The organism is Yersinia bercovieri ATCC 43970 (assembly GCF_013282745.1).
In the GTDB taxonomy this organism is placed as follows: Bacteria; Pseudomonadota; Gammaproteobacteria; order Enterobacterales; family Enterobacteriaceae; genus Yersinia; species Yersinia bercovieri.
In genome coordinates this window covers 4,199,895-4,219,315 of the sequence record NZ_CP054044.1, presented here as the reverse complement: position 1 = coordinate 4,219,315, position 19,421 = coordinate 4,199,895, and the positions used below count along the sequence as shown (strand labels likewise).

Sequence of the window (19,421 nt, the reverse complement as noted above, 5' to 3'; positions counted from 1 at the left end):
CTCATGAACAATCATCAAACTCCCCAAGCCACGTCGCCTTTGGCCGCGTGGCTTTACTATCTTGAGCGCTTGCATTCTCAGCCAATCGAGTTGGGTCTGGAGCGTGTTAAACAGGTTGCTGAGCGTCTTGATCTGCTTAAACCTGCCCCGAAAGTATTTACCATTGCCGGCACTAATGGCAAAGGCACCACCTGTTGTACTCTGGAATCAATTCTACTGGCAGCTGGCCTGCGGGTAGGGGTCTACAGCTCACCTCATCTTTTGCGTTACACCGAGCGAGTCCGTATTCAGGGGCAAGAGCTACCTGAGGCCGAACATAGCCACTCTTTTGCCCAAATTGAGGCCGGGCGCGAGGGTATCTCGCTGACTTACTTCGAATTTGGCACCTTATCGGCGCTGCAACTATTTAAGCAAGCTAAGCTTGATGTAGTGATTCTGGAAGTGGGGCTGGGTGGGCGTTTGGACGCGACCAATATTGTTGATTCTGATGTCGCGGCTATCACCAGTATCGCGATAGACCACACCGACTGGTTGGGCTTTGATCGCGAAAGCATTGGGCGCGAAAAAGCGGGTGTGTTCCGCGCCGGAAAACCCGCCGTGGTGGGTGAACCCGATATGCCGCAATCCATTGCCGATGTCGCCGCGCAACTTGGCGCACCACTCTATCAGCGTGATAAAGCATGGCAATTTAGTCAGCAAGCGAACCGTTGGAGCTGGCAGTGCGACGATCAGCAGTGGCGTGATTTACCGCTGCCCAATGTGCCGTTGGCGAATGCGGCCACCGCATTGGCGGTGCTGCACTATTGCGGATTACCATTGAGCGAATCAGTTATTCGCCAGGGCTTGCAGGCTGCCCGCCTGCCAGGGCGCTTCCAGATTGTCAGTGAGCAACCTTTGTTGATTTTGGATGTTGCCCATAACCCACATGCTGCACGTTATTTGACCGACAGACTCGCTCAATTGCCGAAACAGGGTAAAGTACGGGCAGTGGTTGGGATGTTATCAGATAAAGATATTGCTGGAACCTTAGCGTGCTTATCCGAACAGGTCGACGAGTGGTATTGCGCACTGCTAGAGGGGCCGCGTGGGGCTACTGCGGCGCAGTTGGCTGAGCATCTCACGCTATCTCGCCAATTTAGTGATGTTGAAACTGCCTGGCGTCAGGCCATGCAAGATGCACAACCACAGGATGTGGTCATTGTCTGTGGCTCTTTCCATACTGTCGCCCATGTGATGGCTGCATTGAATCTATGACCGTATCCTTTTGATAAAAATCGAATTTATAAACGAATGAACGTGGGGAATGCGAGTGGCAAGTAAGTTCCAGAACCGTTTAGTCGGGACCATCATTCTGGTGGCGTTGGGCGTGATTTTGCTGCCGGGGCTGCTGGATGGTAAAAAGAAGCATTATGAGGATGAGTTTGCTGCTATCCCATTAGTGCCAAAACCCGGTGATAGCCAGGAGATTGACGCGGTTCCACCGGTCAGTCAGCCTTTGCCTATCGCGCCACCAGAAGGTGCAGCGCAAGCGGTGGAAGTCCCTAAAGATGACTCCGCCTCTCAAGCCGCTAATGATGCCGGTAACCTGCCATCTGAACCGACAATCGTTGCACCGCCAGCGATGCAAAATAAGCCGATTGAGGTGAAACCTGTCGAGAAGCGACCGGTCGAAATCAAACCGACTCCGGCAGAGAAAAAACCGCAGGAAGTTAAGCCTAAAGCGGAGGTTAAGCCAGAAGTTAAACCAGAAGTTAAGCCGGAGAGCAAACCGGCCGCAGAAGAGAAGGCACCGGTAGGGCAGGCTTATGTCGTCCAACTGGGGGCGCTCAAAAATGCCGCTAAAGTGAATGAGGTGGTCGCTACATTGCGCCTGTCAGGCCATCGGGCATTTACGGTGCCTGCGACCCCGGTTCAGGGCCAGATAACACGAGTATTTGTCGGGCCGGATGCATCAAAACAAAAACTGCAATCCGCACTGCCGGAGCTTAATTCATTAAGCGGGCTGAATGGGCAGGTCAGGCCCTATAGCACGGGGCGTTAAGATTTAGCTAAGCAGTAGGATGTCAGTGCGCACGGGGTTTGGGCGCTAAGTTTGTGCGGCGATTGTTGTTTTTAAAATCGCCGCACTTTAATTTGTCGCGGGGTCAGAAACCCCTACGCAAACGTTTTCTTTTTCTGTTAGAATTCGCCGCGAACAGGATGCAGCGGCGATTTCGTCATTGGAATAGTCATGGTCTGGATTGATTACGTCATTATAGGGATTATCGGATTTTCTGCGTTAGTCAGCTTAATCCGGGGATTTGTCCGTGAAGCATTGTCACTTGTAACATGGGGATGTGCGTTTTTTGTCGCCAGCCATTTTTACACTTACCTTGCTATCTACTTCACCCGTTTTGAGGATGAAGTGGTACGTAACGGCATTGCCATCGGCATTTTGTTCATCGCGACATTGATCGTCGGGGCTATTGTTAACTATGTGATTGGTTCACTGGTTGAACGTACCGGGTTATCAGGAACAGACAGGGTATTGGGGATCTGTTTTGGGGCGCTGCGAGGTGTTCTGATTGTCTCAGCCATGTTGTTCTTTCTCGACACGTTTACCGGCTTCTCACAAAGTGAAGACTGGAAACAGTCACAATTAATCCCGCAGTTCAGTTATATCATCAGGTGGTTCTTTGACTACCTGCAGAGCACGTCGAGTTTCTTACCGAATCAATTACCGATTCGAAGCGGCTTATGAGGAAAAGACAACATGTGCGGTATTGTCGGTATCGCCGGTTTTGCACCGGTAAACCAGTCGATTTATGATGCGCTGACGGTGCTCCAGCACCGAGGCCAGGATGCTGCGGGCATCGTTACCATTGATGCCCATAATGGGTTCCGGCTGCGTAAAGCAAATGGCTTGGTGAAGGATGTATTTGAAACCCGGCATATGCTGCGCTTACAGGGGAATATGGGGATTGGCCATGTTCGCTACCCGACCGCTGGCAGCTCCAGTGCTTCCGAGGCTCAGCCCTTCTACGTTAACTCACCGTTTGGCATCACCCTGGCTCATAACGGAAATTTGACTAACGCTCACCAACTGAGAAAGAAATTATTCGAAGTTTCTCGCCGTCATGTGAACACCACCTCTGACTCAGAAATTCTGCTGAATATTTTTGCCAGTGAATTAGATCGTTTCCAACACTACCCGCTGGAATCTGACAACATTTTTGCCGCTGTTGCCGCCACGCATCAGTTGATCCGTGGTGCCTATGCTTGCGTCGCGATGATTATCGGCCACGGCATGGTCGCCTTCCGTGACCCTAACGGCATCCGTCCGCTGGTGATTGGTAAACGCACCCTGGTTGATGGCCGTAATGAGTACATGGTTGCTTCTGAAAGTGTGGCACTTGATACCCTTGGCTTCGAATTCCTGCGTGATGTAGCGCCGGGCGAAGCGGTGTATATCACCGAAAAGGGCCAGTTGTTCACCCGTCAGTGTGCTGAAAATCCAAAATTCAATCCGTGCTTGTTTGAGTATGTCTATTTTGCCCGTCCTGACTCCTTTATGGATAAAATTTCTGTTTACAGTGCGCGGGTGCGCATGGGGCAGAAATTGGGCGCAAAAATTGCTAAACAGTGGGAAGATCTGGATATTGATGTGGTTATCCCTATCCCGGAAACCTCCTGCGATATCGCGCTGGAAATTGCCCGTATTCTGGATAAACCGTATCGTCAGGGGTTTGTGAAAAACCGCTATGTAGGCCGCACTTTCATCATGCCGGGCCAGCAAGAGCGCCGTAAATCAGTGCGCCGCAAACTGAACGCCAACCGTGCCGAGTTCCGCGATAAGAATGTGCTATTAGTGGATGACTCAATCGTACGTGGTACGACCTCAGAACAGATAGTCGAGATGGCACGTGAAGCTGGGGCGAAGAAAGTCTATTTTGCTTCTGCCGCTCCTGAGATTCGCTTCCCGAATGTGTACGGTATCGATATGCCTAGCGCCAATGAGTTGATTGCCCATGGCCGCGAAGTGGACGAGATTCGCCAGTTGATTGGTGCCGATGCACTGATTTTCCAGGATCTTCCTGACCTTATCGAAGCAGTACGCGAAGATAACCCAGATATCACTCAGTTTGAGTGCTCAGTCTTTAATGGTGTTTACGTCACCAAAGATGTGGATCAGAGCTATCTGGAGTATCTGGAGTCGTTACGTAACGATGATGCACAGGCATTACGTAATCATAACGAAGCAGAAAATCTTGAAATGCATAATGAAGGGTAATTACTCCCTCGTGTTTTGAGTTGCCGCACTATAGGCCGCATATCAAAATCTACCGGTACATCCAGTGCCGTTTGAGCGGTAAAGGCAAATGAATTAAAAAGGTGCAACCTGCGCTCAGGCGCGGTGCACCTTTTTTGTTATCGATTCATCGGCAAAACAGTCGAGAGTGAGTGGCTATAACTTGCTAATCCCTGCCTGATACGGCAAAGTTTGCCCCTATTTCTTTATGTTATGCTTAGTTTGAAAAGCATAATGTCAGTGTGAGGCAGTGTTCCATGAAACGACTTATTATCGGTATCAGTGGTGCCAGCGGGGCCATCTATGGCGTGCGGCTGTTACAGGTGCTGCAACATGTCGAGGGCGTGGAAACGCATTTGATTCTCAGTCATGCGGCGCGTCAGACTCTGGCGCTTGAAACCGAATTCAGTGTTAAGGATGTGCAGGCGCTGGCGGATGTGGTGCATGACTCACGAGACATTGCGGCTTGTATCTCCTCGGGGTCATTCAAGACCCATGGCATGGTTATTTTACCCTGCTCAATCAAAACCTTATCTGGCATTGTCCATAGCTACACCGATGGATTATTGACTCGTGCTGCTGATGTGATATTGAAAGAGCGCCGGCCATTGCTGCTGTGTGTTCGCGAAACCCCGCTACATTTAGGCCATTTACGGCTGATGGTGCAGGCCGCTGAGTTGGGTGCGGTGATTATGCCCCCGATGCCTGCGTTCTATCACCACCCTCAAACCATTCAGGACATTGTTGATCAGACCGTTAATCGGGTTATCGATCAATTTGATATTGAGCTACCTGAAGATCTTTTTGTTCGTTGGCAAGGCCATAATTAACATTTCCCACTTAATTGATACATTTGTGCAACATCGCACTGAAATGGGGCGAGTAATGCACCATAATGATCCCGTTGCACGATCTGTGCTGTGATATAAATTGCCAATTTGATTTCTGTTCATAGCCTGATGCCCTGATTTAGTGATGATCGTGCTAAGAAAGCAGTGATGGAATCTGCTTTCCCTCCAGATAATTACTGGCACGATTACTGCAAATTGATCTATGAAAAGCTATTAATTTAAGAAAACTCTGGGCTGTGCAGAAATCTAACGTGCTTTATGGCATCGAAAATCAATTTGAGGATTATGTATGAATAAGAAGATTCTGGTTCTTCCTTTAGTTTTAGCATTGGCTGCCGCGAGCAGTGCTTTTGCTGCCATTCCTAAAGATGTCAAGATTGGTACTGATCCCACTTATGAACCATTTGAATCTAAAAATGCCAGTGGTGAACTGGTCGGTTTTGATATCGATATAGCAAAAGAGTTATGCAAACGCATTGATACTAAATGTACTTTTGTTGAGAGTGACTTCGATGCATTAATTCCATCACTCAAAGCTAAAAAAATTGATGCCATTATCTCCTCGCTCTCCATCACTGAAAAACGGCAAAAAGAGATTGCCTTCACCGACAAACTTTACGCCGCCAATGCCCGCTTAATTGCGCCAAAAGATAGCAAGATCGAACCGACTTTGGTGGCCTTGAAGGGCAAACGTGTTGGCGTGTTACAAGGGTCGACTCAGGAAGCATTCGCCAATGCTGAATGGCAGCCCAAAGGCATCGATGTTGTTGCCTATCAAAACCAGGACTTGATCTACGCTGACCTGGCTTCAGGTCGCATTGACACCGCTTTCCAGGATGAAGTGGCGGGCAGTGAGGGTTTCCTGAAACAAGAGGTCGGTAAAGGCTACGCCTTTGCTGGGCCGTCAGTTAAAAATGATCAATTCTTTGGCGTAGGCACCGGAATGGGCTTGCGTAAAGATGATGCAGAACTGAAAGCCGCGTTGGATAAAGCCTTTGCCGAAATGCGTAAAGATGGCACTTACGACAAACTGGCGAAAAAATATTTCGATTTTGATGTTTACGGCGGTTAATTCTATTGCCGTCATGGCCCCTGTCTATTCCGGCAGGGGTCACTAAGGGTACTTAATAATAGTCATTTACCAGACTCCTTACTCAGTAAAACAGGATAACCCAGATGCTGGATGGATATTCGAAACTGATATTTGAGGGTGCGCTGGTGACGCTGGAGTTAGCATTGTGCTCAGTGCTGCTGTCAGTGATTATCGGCCTGATGGGTGCCGGTGGAAAGTTATCATCAAATCGGCTGTTATCTGGCTTATTTGAGTGCTACACCACGCTTATTCGCGGTGTACCGGATTTAGTTTTAATGCTGCTTATCTTCTATGGTTTGCAAATAACCCTAAATAGCGTGACTGAATCGCTCGGTTTTGAACAAATCAATATAGACCCTCTCTCCGCCGGGATTATTACCCTCGGCTTTATCTATGGTGCTTATTTCACGGAAACCTTCCGTGGTGCTTATATGGCGGTTCCTGCCGGCCAAATTGAAGCGGCCACCGCATTTGGTTTCACCCCAAGCCAGATTTTCCGCCGAATTATGTTTCCGGCGATGATGCGCTATGCACTACCAGGTATTGGTAATAACTGGCAAGTCATTTTAAAAGCAACAGCATTGGTCTCTATTTTGGGATTAAATGATGTGGTTAAAGCAACCCAGTTGGCGGGAAAGGGGACCTATCAACCCTTCTTCTTTGCTCTAGTGGCGGGTGCGGTTTATCTGATCTTCACCACGCTATCAAATGGTGTATTGCTATGGTTGGAACGGCGCTATTCCCAAGGGGTGAAGAGGGCTGAACTATGATTGAAATCCTGCACCAGTATTGGCAAGCACTACTTTGGAGTGATGGCTATCGCTTTACCGGAATGGCCGTCACTTTGTGGTTATTAATATCCTCGGTAGTTATGGGGGGGCTGCTAGCTATTCCTTTAGCGGTAGCTCGGGTGGCCGAACGGCGCTGGATTCGCTTACCGGTCTGGATTTTCACCTATATCTTCCGTGGCACACCACTATATGTGCAATTATTGGTATTCTATTCCGGTATGTACAGTCTGGAGATAATCCGAGGCAATGATCTACTTAATGCATTCTTCCGCAGTGGATTAAATTGTACTATTTTAGCGCTGACGCTAAATACCTGTGCCTATACTACTGAGATTTTCGCCGGTGCCATTCGTTCGGTGCCACATGGTGAAATTGAAGCAGCCAGAGCTTATGGTTTCTCGCGCTTTAAAATGTATCGTTGCATTATTTTACCTTCGGCCCTGCGTATTGCCTTACCGGCCTACAGTAATGAAGTGATTTTAATGCTGCACTCTACGGCGCTGGCTTTTACAGCCACAGTGCCGGATATACTGAAAATAGCGCGTGATATTAACGCCGCGACTTATCAGCCGTTTTATGCTTTTGGTATTGCTGCCGTACTTTATCTGATTATCTCCTTTACGCTAATTAGCCTGTTCCGCCAGGCAGAGAAACGTTGGCTGGCTCATATAAAACCGCAGGCATCGCATTAAGTACGGAGAAACCATGATGGACACATTAGAAACTATGACTGACGCATCAGAAACTAAAATAGCTGAAACCAAACTGTCTGTGACCGAATTGCATAAGCACTATGGTGAACACGAGGTTTTAAAAGGTGTTTCCCTCTCAGCCAAAGCGGGGGATGTGATCTCCATTATTGGCTCCTCCGGCTCGGGGAAAAGTACTTTTTTACGCTGTATCAATTTTCTGGAAAAACCCAGCGAAGGCACGATCAGTGTAAATAATCAAAATATCCGCTTAGTTCGAGATAAAGATGGGCAATTAAAAGTCTTCGATAAAAAAGAGCTGCAATTACTGCGTACCCGGTTAACGATGGTATTCCAGCATTTTAATTTATGGAGCCATATGACAGTGCTGGAAAATGTCATGGAAGCACCGGTTCAAGTATTAGGGCTGAGCAAAGCGGTGGCGAAAGAGCGGGCTATTCGTTATTTGGATAAAGTTGGCATTGATGAGCGGGCGCGGGCGAAATATCCGGTACATCTTTCTGGCGGTCAGCAACAACGTGTTTCTATTGCCCGCGCATTAGCAATGGAGCCGGATGTATTACTGTTTGATGAACCCACCTCAGCGCTAGACCCTGAACTGGTCGGTGAAGTATTACGTATTATGCAAAAACTGGCAGAAGAGGGGAAAACCATGGTGGTAGTGACCCATGAAATGGAGTTCGCTCGCCATGTTTCGAACCATGTTATCTTCCTGCATAAAGGGGTCATTGAAGAGGAAGGCCCGCCGGCTGAACTTTTTGGGCACCCTAAAAGCCTCCGCTTACAGCAGTTCCTTTCTGGTGCACTGAAGTAATCTACTCCAATGAGATGGGTGTTCTACTCATCTCATCGCCCTACCAACCTCTCAGCTTTTCATCTCCATAATAATAAAAATTCAAATCATTATGATTTGAATATAATGATATCAATATAAGCAATATAACATCTCATGTAAAAATAAATTAAAGAGTTTATAAGTTAATTATATTAGATAAAAAATTCATGTGTGATATTACTGTTTTTTCCTGTAAAGAAAGTTATTTTTTTAGCAAGTCCTGTGCTTAAAGTTAATACATTATTAATGATAATTAAGCATTAATAATTAATACTGATAACATATCATAAATTAATATTGGAGACACCATGAATAAGCCTATAGCTGAGTGGGGTGAGGTTTCATCTGAATACATTCACTTACTAAGTGAAAAGAATCCCCTTAGTTCCAAGGGAATGAATTATGACTATCAAATTATTTTCCAACTGGAGGATGATGAAGGCATTCGTGATGCCGTGAAGTATTCAGCTGCAAAACATCCAGATAAAACAATCATTATCCAATATGATATTAAAAATAAGAGGCATCGAATTGTCTATGGTGATTTGGAGAAAATGCAAGGTGATAATGTTCGTTGGCAGTTGAGTGGACATGGAGGTGCTAGGATTGGCATCACAAATTCTCGCCTTGCTTCTAATACTTCAGATGAACTTATTATCGGCATGCTGGAAATAAAAGAGAGGCTAAAATCAATCAATCCTAAACACATTGTTCTTTATGGTTGTAATTTAGCTAATGAGAATTATGTTGGCTATTTTGCTTTAAATTTTTCCAGAGGAATATGGAAAAACGGCATTAATGCATCAGTTAAAGCTTTCAATCAAGGTATTGTTGCTAATGTATTGGGGGAGAAATTAGGTATAAATACAGGTGTTGATTTGTATTATGATTTTGGTGTTAAAGACAATAGTCATCGCGTTATTTATAGTAAAGATATAGAGGGTAATATTATTTTTAATGATAAGATGGTGTTGGGAGTCCTAATAAAAAACATAGCGCAGGAGTATATATCGATCCCTCGTGCAATTAGAGATTTCCCTGATCTATTAGAAAAAGAGTTCTCTCAACAGGGTAAGATATCTCCAGAATTAATAGAGAATGCGACCAAAGACTTGGATGCTAGTGAAAAATTTGGTTTTTTTTTGGATAAAAAATGTAAAGGAGAGATCCCCAAGGAAGAGTCCTTTTCTAATTGGGTAATGAGGGAAGCTAATAGTGGAAGTTTCGATGAGTTATTGGCTAAGGATTATTTACTAAATATAGAGAAAAATGAGAGTAGACAGATAGCTGATGTTATTGAAAATACAGATCTAACACAACCTAAACTCAGTGATCATCAAGACAGTGACTTGGAGCGATCGCTAGATAAGCCTACATCTAAAACTGTGGTTTTATTAGATGCTTTAGCTGACGGTAGTATCAGTGCTACCGACCTAAGTAAAAATACAAAAAACTGGCAGGGGATAGACATAACTCATCCTGACGAACTCTTGCTTAGCAGAGAAATACTAAAAGCAGTGAGTGAACCAGACTATTACCAAAATATACATTCGGATCTACTTGAACTACAAAAGATAAGTGCAAAAAATACTGATTTACTGGCAGTGCCAACAACTGACATATTAAGTCCCAGTCGAATCTTAGATAAAAATCAGGTTGGTAAAAATTTAAGCCTAATGAAAACTGCGGGTGATGATCAGGTCAAAGATATTAATCCTCACGGTTTGTCTGTAAATCGTTTTCAATCACTTGGGCAAAAAGTGGGTGCTGGTGCTCAAACAATAGGGATGTTGACCTTGTCTATTGCCACAGCAACAATGGCAAAAAGATTATTAGCGCTGGATATAACAGATGAGGAGCGAGCTGAAATAACCAAGCAATTAGCAATCAGTTGGAGTTCTACAGTCGTAGATTTAGGCACCGATCTTATGCAGCCCACGTTTGATAAATTACAGGGCTACTTTAATAAGAAACTCTTATCGGGAGTCCATTCGAGGGGAGGGCGTGCTGGCTATAAGATGGCGGCTAAATCGGCAAAGTTTGCCGGGGCGGGTTTAAATGTAGCTGCGGCTGGTTTTGAAATTTATGAGGCGATTGATAATTTTAGCAAAGCTGAACGAGAAACTGATCGAGATTTAAAAACAGACTATATTGTGAATGGCTCGCTCTCAACGATTGGTGCTGCGGTAAGTACAGCAACCGCGATAGCATTAGTCATGGGCGGGAGTATTGCTGGCCCTATTGGCATTGCTATTGGGGCGGCCATCATGTTAGCAGGTATGATATATAATGCGGTTCGCCAGGTGGAGTATATTAAGCGCGAAATTGAGCTTAATGGTTGGGAGGAGTTTAAAACCGGCATACGTCTGGCATTTGGTGCAGAGCCTGAAGAGTATATTAAGCAAAGGCTGGAAGAGAAGAGCAAGGCGGAATTAAGCACCTATATTACACAACAGGTTAATGATACCTTTGAGCAGCGCATAAAACCACTGGGATATAATCGCTACGCATATGTCAATGAACCTGTAGATTTAACCCCAGTTAAGAAATACGTTTATATTTATAAGGCAGATACCTATTTTATCGGGATGGAGGATAAGTACTTTAAGAGCGATTATAAAAATGGGTATATAACTGATAGCTTTCTGGATTTATTATATTCACATAATTATAGTGAAAAGAATCAAGATAGATATGGATTAATGCGCTATTCCAGAAGGCCCCTTTCAGAGAATGAGTTGAATCGCTGGAAAGAGAGTGTAAATGTTGATGACTATAAAATAATAGAGCTAGAGGTTACAGATTTAAATAATAAAGATGAACAAGATAATGCGATTATTTTCAACCGAGATCTTTTTAATTTCTATAATACAATTGGCTCAGCGCGAGATATTTGGCTCGACAGGGAGTCCAGCACAAGGGTTATTCTAGCCAGTGGTAAAGAGTATAATGACTTGAGTACACATTTTAATTCTGGTGGTGGAGATGACCTAATTTTCGCTCATGCAGATCATAGAAATAGCTTCGATGTTTCTCAAGGTCATAAAATATTCGTTGGTGGAGATAAAGAAGATACCTTTTATTTGATGGGTGATGTTGAAGCATCTGTTCATCGTCCTGCCAGTATTCTCGATGGTCAGGGGGGGAGTGACACCATTATAGCCATGGGTGTTCGTTTTAGTGCTGATGGTTATGAGATTAATTTAGCAAAAGGCTTTGTGAAATATATAAATGATAAATTGAGACTTGCTACTATTTATAATATTGAAAATGCTTATGGCCAGGCGGATACGAGTGACAAGTTGATTGGTGATGACAATATAAACTACTTAAATGGTGGTGGAGGCGATGGTTATGACCGACTAGAGGGGCTGGGAGGAAATGATATTCTTGTGTTACAACAAGGGGTGGCGATTGGTGGCAAAGGCTCAGATAATTATATTATATCTCCCCCCGTCACCAGCGTTATTGATGTGGTCATTATGGATGATGGACTAGATGAAGTCAGTACAGTTCAGTTGCCTTATAATGCCGAGAAAATACGTAATATTTTGCTAGATGGAAGTGATATAGTTATATCCCTTGGTGATGAGTATCATGAAAGTGGCGTAATTAGATTAAAGGGTGCTTATAAGACTAATGAGGCGGGTGATAAGAAGGTCCTGTCTCATCACTATATTATCCAAACTGCGGATAATCTGATATTGCTTCCAGAGTGGCCTCAGACATTGGATATAGCTGAAAATAAACTTCCGTTATCACTTAAAATGAATGCACACTATAATCCAATGGTTGAATACTTAACTCAAGCAGAGAACAAACAATCTGAACCGCCAATAGTGACTGTATATAAAAGAGGGAGTAGGGGTGACACTATTACCGTTAATGATAAAACCAGTACATTACCTACTTTCATTCGAGCTTCACTTAATAGTAGTCAATTAATAAAACATAAGTTTTTTGGTGATGGAGCGGGTTATCATTTTGAAAATTTAGGCCCCGGAGATTCCGTTGTTGCTAATGGCGGGGATAATACGTTCTATATTCCGAAATTATCTCTTCCAGAAGAGCGTGATAGTGACTCGCTAATTATTGATTGTCGTTTGCTGACTAATTATAGCCGAGAGGATAATCGAGTTAATTTGGTGCTAGGTGATATAACGGGTTATGAACTGCGGGTCACTGAAAATAGCCTGGGGGACTTAAGTCTCACTCACCGTGATAAACCTAATACATTCTTGAAGATAGCACTTAATTGCCCTGATGATCTTAAGTATAAAGATTCTAAGCGATTAATTTCATTCGTTGATAAGAATCACAATACTTTTTCTATTGAGAATAGAGGCGGTGGGTATGAAATTCATCCCGACTCCCCGGTAATAGTTAATCCGACAGCGCTCGGCGAGGATATTATCCTTCCTGAAGGCTATCGCCTGTTAAATAGTACACTAGATCTTATGGCGGGTGATGATTCCATTAGCGATCTGAGCTGTATTGGCCATAATATTGATGGTGGTTTAGGTGATGATATTATTTATGCCAAAGGTGGTGATAATAGACTTATTGGCGGAGAGGGGAGTGACCAGTTGTTCTCTGGTAGTGGTAATGACTATTTAGTCGGTGGTGATGGGCAGGATATACTATCCGCAGGCAGTGGAATAGATAAGATGGAAGGCGGTGAGGGAGATGATATTTATGTTATTGAGTTGGGGGTTGGGAAAACTACAATTCGAGATAACCACGGGAAAAATAGTGTAATACTTAAAGATATTGATCATAGAAAATTATGGTTTAAAAAACAGAATAACAACTTACTGGTTAGAATACTGGGGGTTGAAAAAGAGGTGGTGATAGAAGGTGACTCTCCAGGTCACAATATATTGGCGGGTTTTGTTCTGCAAACTAATGACCATAAAATAGAGGGGGAAGGGCTGGATTTATTGGTCGATAATATGATGCACATCCCAGATGTCATTCACGATGGTCGTAAGGAACCGGCCAGCCAAATATCTAATGATGTTCTCCAACAAGCCTGGAAAAATATCATTGCGGCATAATTTTGTGCCTTGTAGATCAGAGCATCGGGCCGTCGTCCGCCAATCTTCGAGCTATAAGATAGGTTTGTCAGCAAGATATTCCCCCTATAAGGAATATCTTGCTGGTCAATTTTACGTTATAGGTTTTTTCAGTACATCACGAAGTGCTTCTTCCAGTTCAAAATAGCGGAAAGCAAAACCAGCCTCTTCTAATCTTTTCGGTACTGCCCGTTGTCCACCCAATACTAAGGCTGCGGATTCGCCCAGTAATAAACGAATTGCCGCCGCAGGAGTACGAATGACCGCCGGGCGGCCTAATGCCTCGGCCAGGGTGGCAATAAATTGTTCGTTATGCACCGGATAAGGGGAGACCATATTAAAGGGGCCATTTAGGCCATTGGTCGTCAGTAAAAAATAGATGCCATGAACCATATCATCGATATGTATCCACGGCAGATATTGGCGACCATCACCAATAGGGCCGCCTAAACCGAGGCGCAACAGTGGCACCATCTTAGCTAATGCCCCACCGTGCGGGGCCAGTACGATACCGGTGCGCAGTAAACATACGCGGGTATGACTGCTTTCAGCGGCGCGAGCCAGACTCTCCCAGCGCTCACACAACTGATGAGTAAACTCTTCGTGTGGCGTCTCCTCTTCAGTGACCAATGCTTGCCCTTGGTCACCATAAAAGCCTACCGCCGATCCAGAAATAAGCACCGTCGGTGGCGCACTGCTGGCCTTGATTAAAGTGGTGAGTTTTTCGGTTATCTGCCAGCGACTTTGGCACAAAATCTCTTTTTGTTGTGAGGTCCAGCGTTTTTCTGCAATAGGTTCACCAGCAAGATTGATCACCGCATCAAAATTATTGAGGTCATGCTGATCATCTAGCGTCGACCAATAAGTGACTTGTGTGCCGAGCAGGTGATTTGCCCGCAGCGGATCTCGGGTTAGAGCGGTGACATGGTGGGCTTGTGACAAAAGAAAGGCCGTTAAATGGCGCCCAATGAGTCCTGTCGCTCCGGTTATTAAGATACGCATAGCCAATCTCCGTTTATGCCGTTTTTACTTCAGCATAGGTGATCCTGCACACTTCTCCCACGACCTTGAGCACATCCTGAGTGAATTTTTTGATAATATAAAAATAATAACTAAATAAATCTGTCGATCTGTCCGATTAATAGAGAGTTAACACACAGGTAATACCAGATCATGGCTAGCGCTGAACTGTCCTGCTTCTGCGCACGGGCAATAGTGATAAGCCACGGCATTGAATACTTTTAACACACTGAATTCACAGAAATCTGCTAGAGTAAACAGACAAATCTGAATAGAGGAGCGAACAGGCTCTCCCTGTGAAGTTGAAGGTTTTATAAATAACCGTTGTCTGTTTTATAAAAACCTGTGGTGGCTTATAAATCCTCTGGCTGAGATCAGTTGGTGATCTCATTGTTGTCCATACACTTTTCAGGTGCTCATGAAGCTAAATATCGAAGTTAATTGTTCTTATGTATGTGAACCCATATATAAGCAAGACGGTAGCTTATTAGCAGTCGAGTTATTGAGCCGATTTTCAGCTAAGTCGGTCGATTTACCCATTGATATAGAACAGTTTATTAGGGACATGAGTGTCGATGGAAAGCGTGAGTTATTCCAGGATCAATTGCGTGCGGTGAAAACCTATAGCGATTGGTTTATTGCTAACAATGTTCTGTTATCGATTAATATCGATTTTGATTTGGCCAGCGTGATTGTTAGCGATGACTCAACCGGCCAGATGTTAGATGACATGCCCTTCCTGCGGTTAGAGATCATGGAGACCTTCTCCAATTTATCTGATGGCATGAATAACCCATTGTTACGTGAGTTGGCCGAGCGCTATCCATTATGGTTGGATGATTTGGGCAGCGGGGGTTCTACGTTAAATGCGGTCACGGCCAATATCTTTGAATATGTGAAAATAGATAAGCATTTCTTCTGGCAGCACAACAAACATACCTTCCCGATATTGATCAATAACATTAAGAAATACTGTCTTGGGGTTATTGTTGTTGGCGTCGAAAATCAAGATGAGTCGGAACAGCTCAAGGGGACTAATATTGATGCAATGCAGGGATATTTATTTAACTCTATGACATTGGCTGAGTTAGTGTCCCAACAGGCGCAATAACTGCTACTCCCTCGTTTTACCTCATTTCACGCTGACATGATTTTATTCTGCCAGCGCGATTTTTTGCGATAAAATACGCTAATGACAGATAGCTGTTTTTATCAGATTAATCCGACAGATTGGATGATAGAATAGTGGCTCTTTTAGCTCTCATTAAGTGCTGCGGCAGTGCTTGTCGCCTGATTTGCTGAGATTAGACCTGAGAAGACGATGTTATGAAGCTAATGTTTGCTTCTGATCTACATGGTTCACTACCAGCGACTGAAAAGGTGCTGGAGATTTTTGCCCGCAGTGATGCCCAATGGCTGGTGTTATTGGGTGATCTACTCAATCATGGCCCGCGTAATGCGCTACCGGTGGGGTATCAACCAGCAGCAGTAGCTGAGTACCTTAATCCCCATAAAGAGCAGATTATTGCAGTGCGCGGCAACTGCGATAGTGAAGTCGATCAAATGCTGCTGCAGTTCCCTATCATGGCCAGTTGGCAGCAGATTATTATGCCGGAAACACGTCTATTTTTGACGCATGGTCACCTTTATCATCCCGGTGCACTTCCCCCGTTGCGTCATGGGGATGTCTTAGTCTATGGTCATACTCATCTGCCGCAGGCAGAGTGGCAGGATGAGGTGATTTGCTTTAATCCTGGCTCCGTTAGCATCCCTAAAGGGGGATATCCGGCGAGTTATGGCATGTTGGACGGCGCTGTTTTACAGGTTCTGACCCTACAAAATGATGAGCCTATCGCCCAGTTGGCATTGAAAAAACCAATAATATAAATAGTATTTACCCCCATTCAGGGTGCGCGTAGCAGAGTGCGGCCTTGAGGCGTCAGGGGAATCTCTTGATTAACAATTGCGCGCGTCTCATCGCGCCTAGATAGAAGGTTTTAGAGGATGGTGGAGCAAAATCCAGCAGCAGTCATCGAGTGGGTTGATATTGTTGATGAGCAAAACGAGGTTATTGCTCAATCCAGTCGTCAACAAATGAGAGCTCAACGACTACGCCACCGTGCTACCTATATTGTGGTGCATGATGGAATGGGCAAAATTCTGGTACAACGCCGAACTGAGAGCAAAGATTTCTATCCCGGCAAGCTTGATGCGACCGCCGGTGGTGTGGTGCAAAGTGGCGAGAATTACCTTGAATCTGCGCGGCGCGAAGCAGAAGAGGAGCTAGGTATCGCGGGTGTTCCGTTTGCCGAGCATGGGCAGTTCTACTTTGAAGAGGCCTGTTGTCGTGTGTGGGGGGCGTTGTTCAGCTGTGTATCTCATGGCCCATTCGCCTTGCAGGTGGAAGAGATTGATGAAGTTCGTTGGATGCTACCGGAGGAGATCACCGCGCGTTGCGACGAGTTTACACCAGACTCTCTGAAAGCCCTGTCACTGTGGTTAACCCGCAACAACGAACAGGATTACGGCAAGATTACGCCACGGGAAGATTGAGTCCAGATTATGGTTAATGTCCCGGCCAGCAGGCCGGGATGCTGAATCAACTTCACTGTGGGGCGGTTGGGCCAGCCAGCTATCTGAGCAAAACATGCTGGCGAATAACAGCGGCGATGCCCGGCTGCTCATTGTCGGCGATAACCAAATCAGCCCGCTGCTTGATGGCGTCAGCGCTGTTACCCATCGCCACGCCCAGACCAGCGCTCTCCAGCATACTCAGGTCATTAAAGTTATCTCCGAAAGCCACCACCTCGCGCATACTGATGCCCTGAGACTCAACCCATTGCTGCAAGCGCATACCTTTACTGTTGCCCGCCTGGGCGATATCCACTTGATCATGCCATGACCATTCACAGGCCAGCCCCATCTCATCTTCAACCATGGTAGCAAAGGCTTTCAGCTGTGCGGTATCGGCGTGGGAGGTGGCGAACTTCCAGATGGCGGTGGCGCTGTGGGCGGCATCTAATAAGCTATCGACGTGGAGCAGTGTCGGGCGCTGGGCGGCGGGTAATGACTCGGCCCAACTCAGTGAGCGGGTGACATGCCCGCTGGTCTGCTGGTAGAGCATTGCATCATCGACATACATCAGCCCGTGGATATGGGTTTGCTCTAGCAACTGCAAGACCTGAACCGCTTGCTTAGGCTGCAATGGATTTGAATCCAACACTTTTTTGCCATGATAATCATAAATATAGGTGCCGTTACAGCAAATGGCGGGTGTATCAAGCTCTAACGCCTGATAAAACGGATGAATAGCCACATGATGACGGCCAGTTACCACCACCACCTTAACCCCTTCGGCACGGGCTTGAGCCAGTGCTGATAAAGATTCCGGCAGAATACGTTTTTTGTGATCCAGTAGTGTTCCATCCAGATCCAGTGCAATTACGCGATAGGTCATAGCAGTCCCAGACTTATTGAAGGGGCGAGTGAAATAGTATGTTTCAATATGATTTTCTGATAGTACACCGGATAAGCCACTGATTAAACCAGACTGTATATCGGCTAAGAGTAAGCAGGGTAAGCTTATCGCCACGAGGTCAGAGTGTTGCTATAGAGTGTTGTTATGCCCACTCAGTCAGGTAAGCTAGGCTAAAATAGTGTGTTAATAATCGATATTTGCTTAAGGCCGAGTGGGATGAATCAGACTCATTCGGCTAAACAGTGTTGCCCAACAGGCTCGACTAAGGAGTAGAGATGAAGCAAGTGGTTTACGTGGCAAGCCCAGACAGTCAGCAGATCCATGTCTGGCAATTAGATTCCGCCGGTGCATTAACCTTGCTGCAACAGGTTGAGGTTCCGGGCCAGGTGCAGCCGATGGTCATCAACCCGAATCAGCGCCATCTGTATGTTGGGGTGCGCCCTGATTTTGCTATTGTCAGCTACAACATTGCCGATGATGGCACCCTGACTGCCGCAGGTATGGCACCGCTCCCCGGTAGCCCGACCCATATTGGCACTGATTTACAAGGCCGTTTCCTGTTCTCTGCCTCTTACAGCTTCAACTGTGTCAGCATTAGCCCTATTGATGAGCATGGCGTGGTTCAGGCACCTATTCAGCAATTGGATGATTTACCAGCACCGCACTCAGCGAATATTGACCCAACGAATCAAATCTTGCTGATACCTTGCCTGAAAGAGGACAAAGTGCGGTTATTTGATTTAAGCACTGATGGCAAGTTAACGCCGCACGCACAGGCTGATATTAAAGTTGCTGCTGGTGCAGGGCCGCGCCACATGGCCTTCCACCCGAATCAGCAGATTGCCTATTGCGTCAATGAGCTTAATAGCTCAGTGGATGTGTATCAAATCAGTGATAACGGGCAGGAGTACCAACTGATTCAGACTCTGGACGCCATGCCTGCTGATTTTACGGGCACCCGCTGGGCTGCTGATATCCATATCACGCCAAATGGTCGCCATCTCTATATCAGCGACCGAACTGCCAGCCTGTTAGCTATTTTCAGCGTATCGGAAGATGGCCGTGAAATCTCACTGGTAGGGCATCATCTGACAGAAGCGCAGCCGCGCGGCTTTAATATTGACCACAGTGGCAACTTCCTAATCGCATCGGGTCAAAAATCTGATCATATCGCAGTGTATCGGATTGATCAGAACAGCGGCGAATTGACGACGCTGAGTCGGTATCCGGTCGGAAAAGGCCCTATGTGGGTCAGTATTGGCGCACCACGGGCGTAACTG

Annotated in this window: 16 protein-coding genes; 14 read left to right on the top strand and 2 right to left on the bottom strand. The window is 45.7% G+C overall.

Annotated features, from left to right (window positions below; genetic code table 11):
* Positions 1 to 3: 3 nt before the first annotated feature.
* The 10 genes from folC to HRK25_RS19045 all read left to right on the top strand — a co-directional run bounded on the left by folC (position 4) and on the right by HRK25_RS19045 (position 13,625).
* Complete coding sequence (gene folC, locus HRK25_RS19090) at positions 4 to 1,254, top strand: bifunctional tetrahydrofolate synthase/dihydrofolate synthase (protein ID WP_032898391.1); 1,251 nt, start codon at positions 4 to 6, stop codon at positions 1,252 to 1,254.
* 55 nt (positions 1,255 to 1,309) lie between these two features.
* A complete protein-coding gene (dedD, locus tag HRK25_RS19085; RefSeq protein ID WP_032898403.1) occupies positions 1,310 to 2,041 on the top strand; it encodes a cell division protein DedD in 732 nt (243 codons plus the stop codon).
* Between the two features lie 189 nt (positions 2,042 to 2,230).
* A complete protein-coding gene (gene cvpA, locus HRK25_RS19080) occupies positions 2,231 to 2,740 on the top strand; it encodes a colicin V production protein (protein WP_004875284.1) in 510 nt (169 codons plus the stop codon).
* 12 nt (positions 2,741 to 2,752) lie between these two features.
* The gene (purF, locus tag HRK25_RS19075; protein ID WP_005276717.1) at positions 2,753 to 4,270 is read left to right on the top strand and encodes an amidophosphoribosyltransferase; all 1,518 of its coding nucleotides are present in this window, start codon (positions 2,753 to 2,755) and stop codon (positions 4,268 to 4,270) included.
* A 275-nt stretch (positions 4,271 to 4,545) separates the two neighbouring features.
* The gene (locus HRK25_RS19070) at positions 4,546 to 5,118 is read left to right on the top strand and encodes a UbiX family flavin prenyltransferase (RefSeq protein WP_005276719.1); all 573 of its coding nucleotides are present in this window, start codon (positions 4,546 to 4,548) and stop codon (positions 5,116 to 5,118) included.
* A 310-nt stretch (positions 5,119 to 5,428) separates the two neighbouring features.
* Positions 5,429 to 6,211 (top strand): histidine ABC transporter substrate-binding protein HisJ, encoded by a 783-nt coding sequence (gene hisJ / locus HRK25_RS19065; protein ID WP_005276721.1) that lies wholly within the window; start codon positions 5,429 to 5,431, stop codon positions 6,209 to 6,211.
* Positions 6,212 to 6,315: 104 nt separating this feature from the next.
* Positions 6,316 to 7,002, top strand: a complete 687-nt coding sequence (locus HRK25_RS19060; protein WP_005276723.1) for a histidine ABC transporter permease HisQ — start codon at positions 6,316 to 6,318, stop codon at positions 7,000 to 7,002.
* Positions 6,999 to 7,715: an ABC transporter permease gene (locus HRK25_RS19055; RefSeq protein ID WP_032898392.1), complete on the top strand. Its 717-nt coding sequence runs from the start codon at positions 6,999 to 7,001 to the stop codon at positions 7,713 to 7,715. Before HRK25_RS19060 ends, HRK25_RS19055 begins: the two co-directional genes overlap by 4 nt.
* Before the next feature lie 34 nt (positions 7,716 to 7,749).
* On the top strand, positions 7,750 to 8,547 hold the full coding sequence (gene hisP, locus HRK25_RS19050) for a histidine ABC transporter ATP-binding protein HisP (RefSeq protein WP_005276727.1): 798 nt from the start codon (positions 7,750 to 7,752) through the stop codon (positions 8,545 to 8,547).
* A gap of 329 nt (positions 8,548 to 8,876) precedes the next feature.
* Complete coding sequence (locus HRK25_RS19045) at positions 8,877 to 13,625, top strand: C80 family cysteine peptidase (RefSeq protein WP_099460438.1); 4,749 nt, start codon at positions 8,877 to 8,879, stop codon at positions 13,623 to 13,625.
* Positions 13,626 to 13,736: 111 nt separating this feature from the next.
* Here HRK25_RS19045 and HRK25_RS19040 read toward each other — a convergent pair whose 3' ends face one another.
* Positions 13,737 to 14,645 (bottom strand): TIGR01777 family oxidoreductase, encoded by a 909-nt coding sequence (locus tag HRK25_RS19040; protein ID WP_032898394.1) that lies wholly within the window; start codon positions 14,643 to 14,645, stop codon positions 13,737 to 13,739.
* A gap of 436 nt (positions 14,646 to 15,081) precedes the next feature.
* Between HRK25_RS19040 and HRK25_RS19035 the strand changes: the two genes are divergently transcribed.
* The 3 genes from HRK25_RS19035 (at position 15,082) to yfcD (ending at position 17,216) form a co-directional block, all read left to right on the top strand.
* Complete coding sequence (locus HRK25_RS19035) at positions 15,082 to 15,774, top strand: EAL domain-containing protein (RefSeq protein ID WP_005276736.1); 693 nt, start codon at positions 15,082 to 15,084, stop codon at positions 15,772 to 15,774.
* A 215-nt stretch (positions 15,775 to 15,989) separates the two neighbouring features.
* Positions 15,990 to 16,550, top strand: a complete 561-nt coding sequence (gene yfcE / locus HRK25_RS19030; RefSeq protein WP_032898395.1) for a phosphodiesterase — start codon at positions 15,990 to 15,992, stop codon at positions 16,548 to 16,550.
* Positions 16,551 to 16,667: 117 nt separating this feature from the next.
* Positions 16,668 to 17,216 (top strand): NUDIX hydrolase YfcD, encoded by a 549-nt coding sequence (yfcD, locus tag HRK25_RS19025; protein ID WP_005276741.1) that lies wholly within the window; start codon positions 16,668 to 16,670, stop codon positions 17,214 to 17,216.
* Between the two features lie 79 nt (positions 17,217 to 17,295).
* Here the strand turns inward: yfcD and HRK25_RS19020 are convergent, their stop codons facing one another.
* On the bottom strand, positions 17,296 to 18,120 hold the full coding sequence (locus tag HRK25_RS19020; RefSeq protein WP_005276743.1) for a pyridoxal phosphatase: 825 nt from the start codon (positions 18,118 to 18,120) through the stop codon (positions 17,296 to 17,298).
* Between the two features lie 296 nt (positions 18,121 to 18,416).
* Between HRK25_RS19020 and pgl the strand changes: the two genes are divergently transcribed.
* Entirely contained in the window at positions 18,417 to 19,418 is a 1,002-nt protein-coding gene (gene pgl / locus HRK25_RS19015; protein WP_005276745.1) for a 6-phosphogluconolactonase, read from the top strand.
* Positions 19,419 to 19,421: the final 3 nt, after the last annotated feature.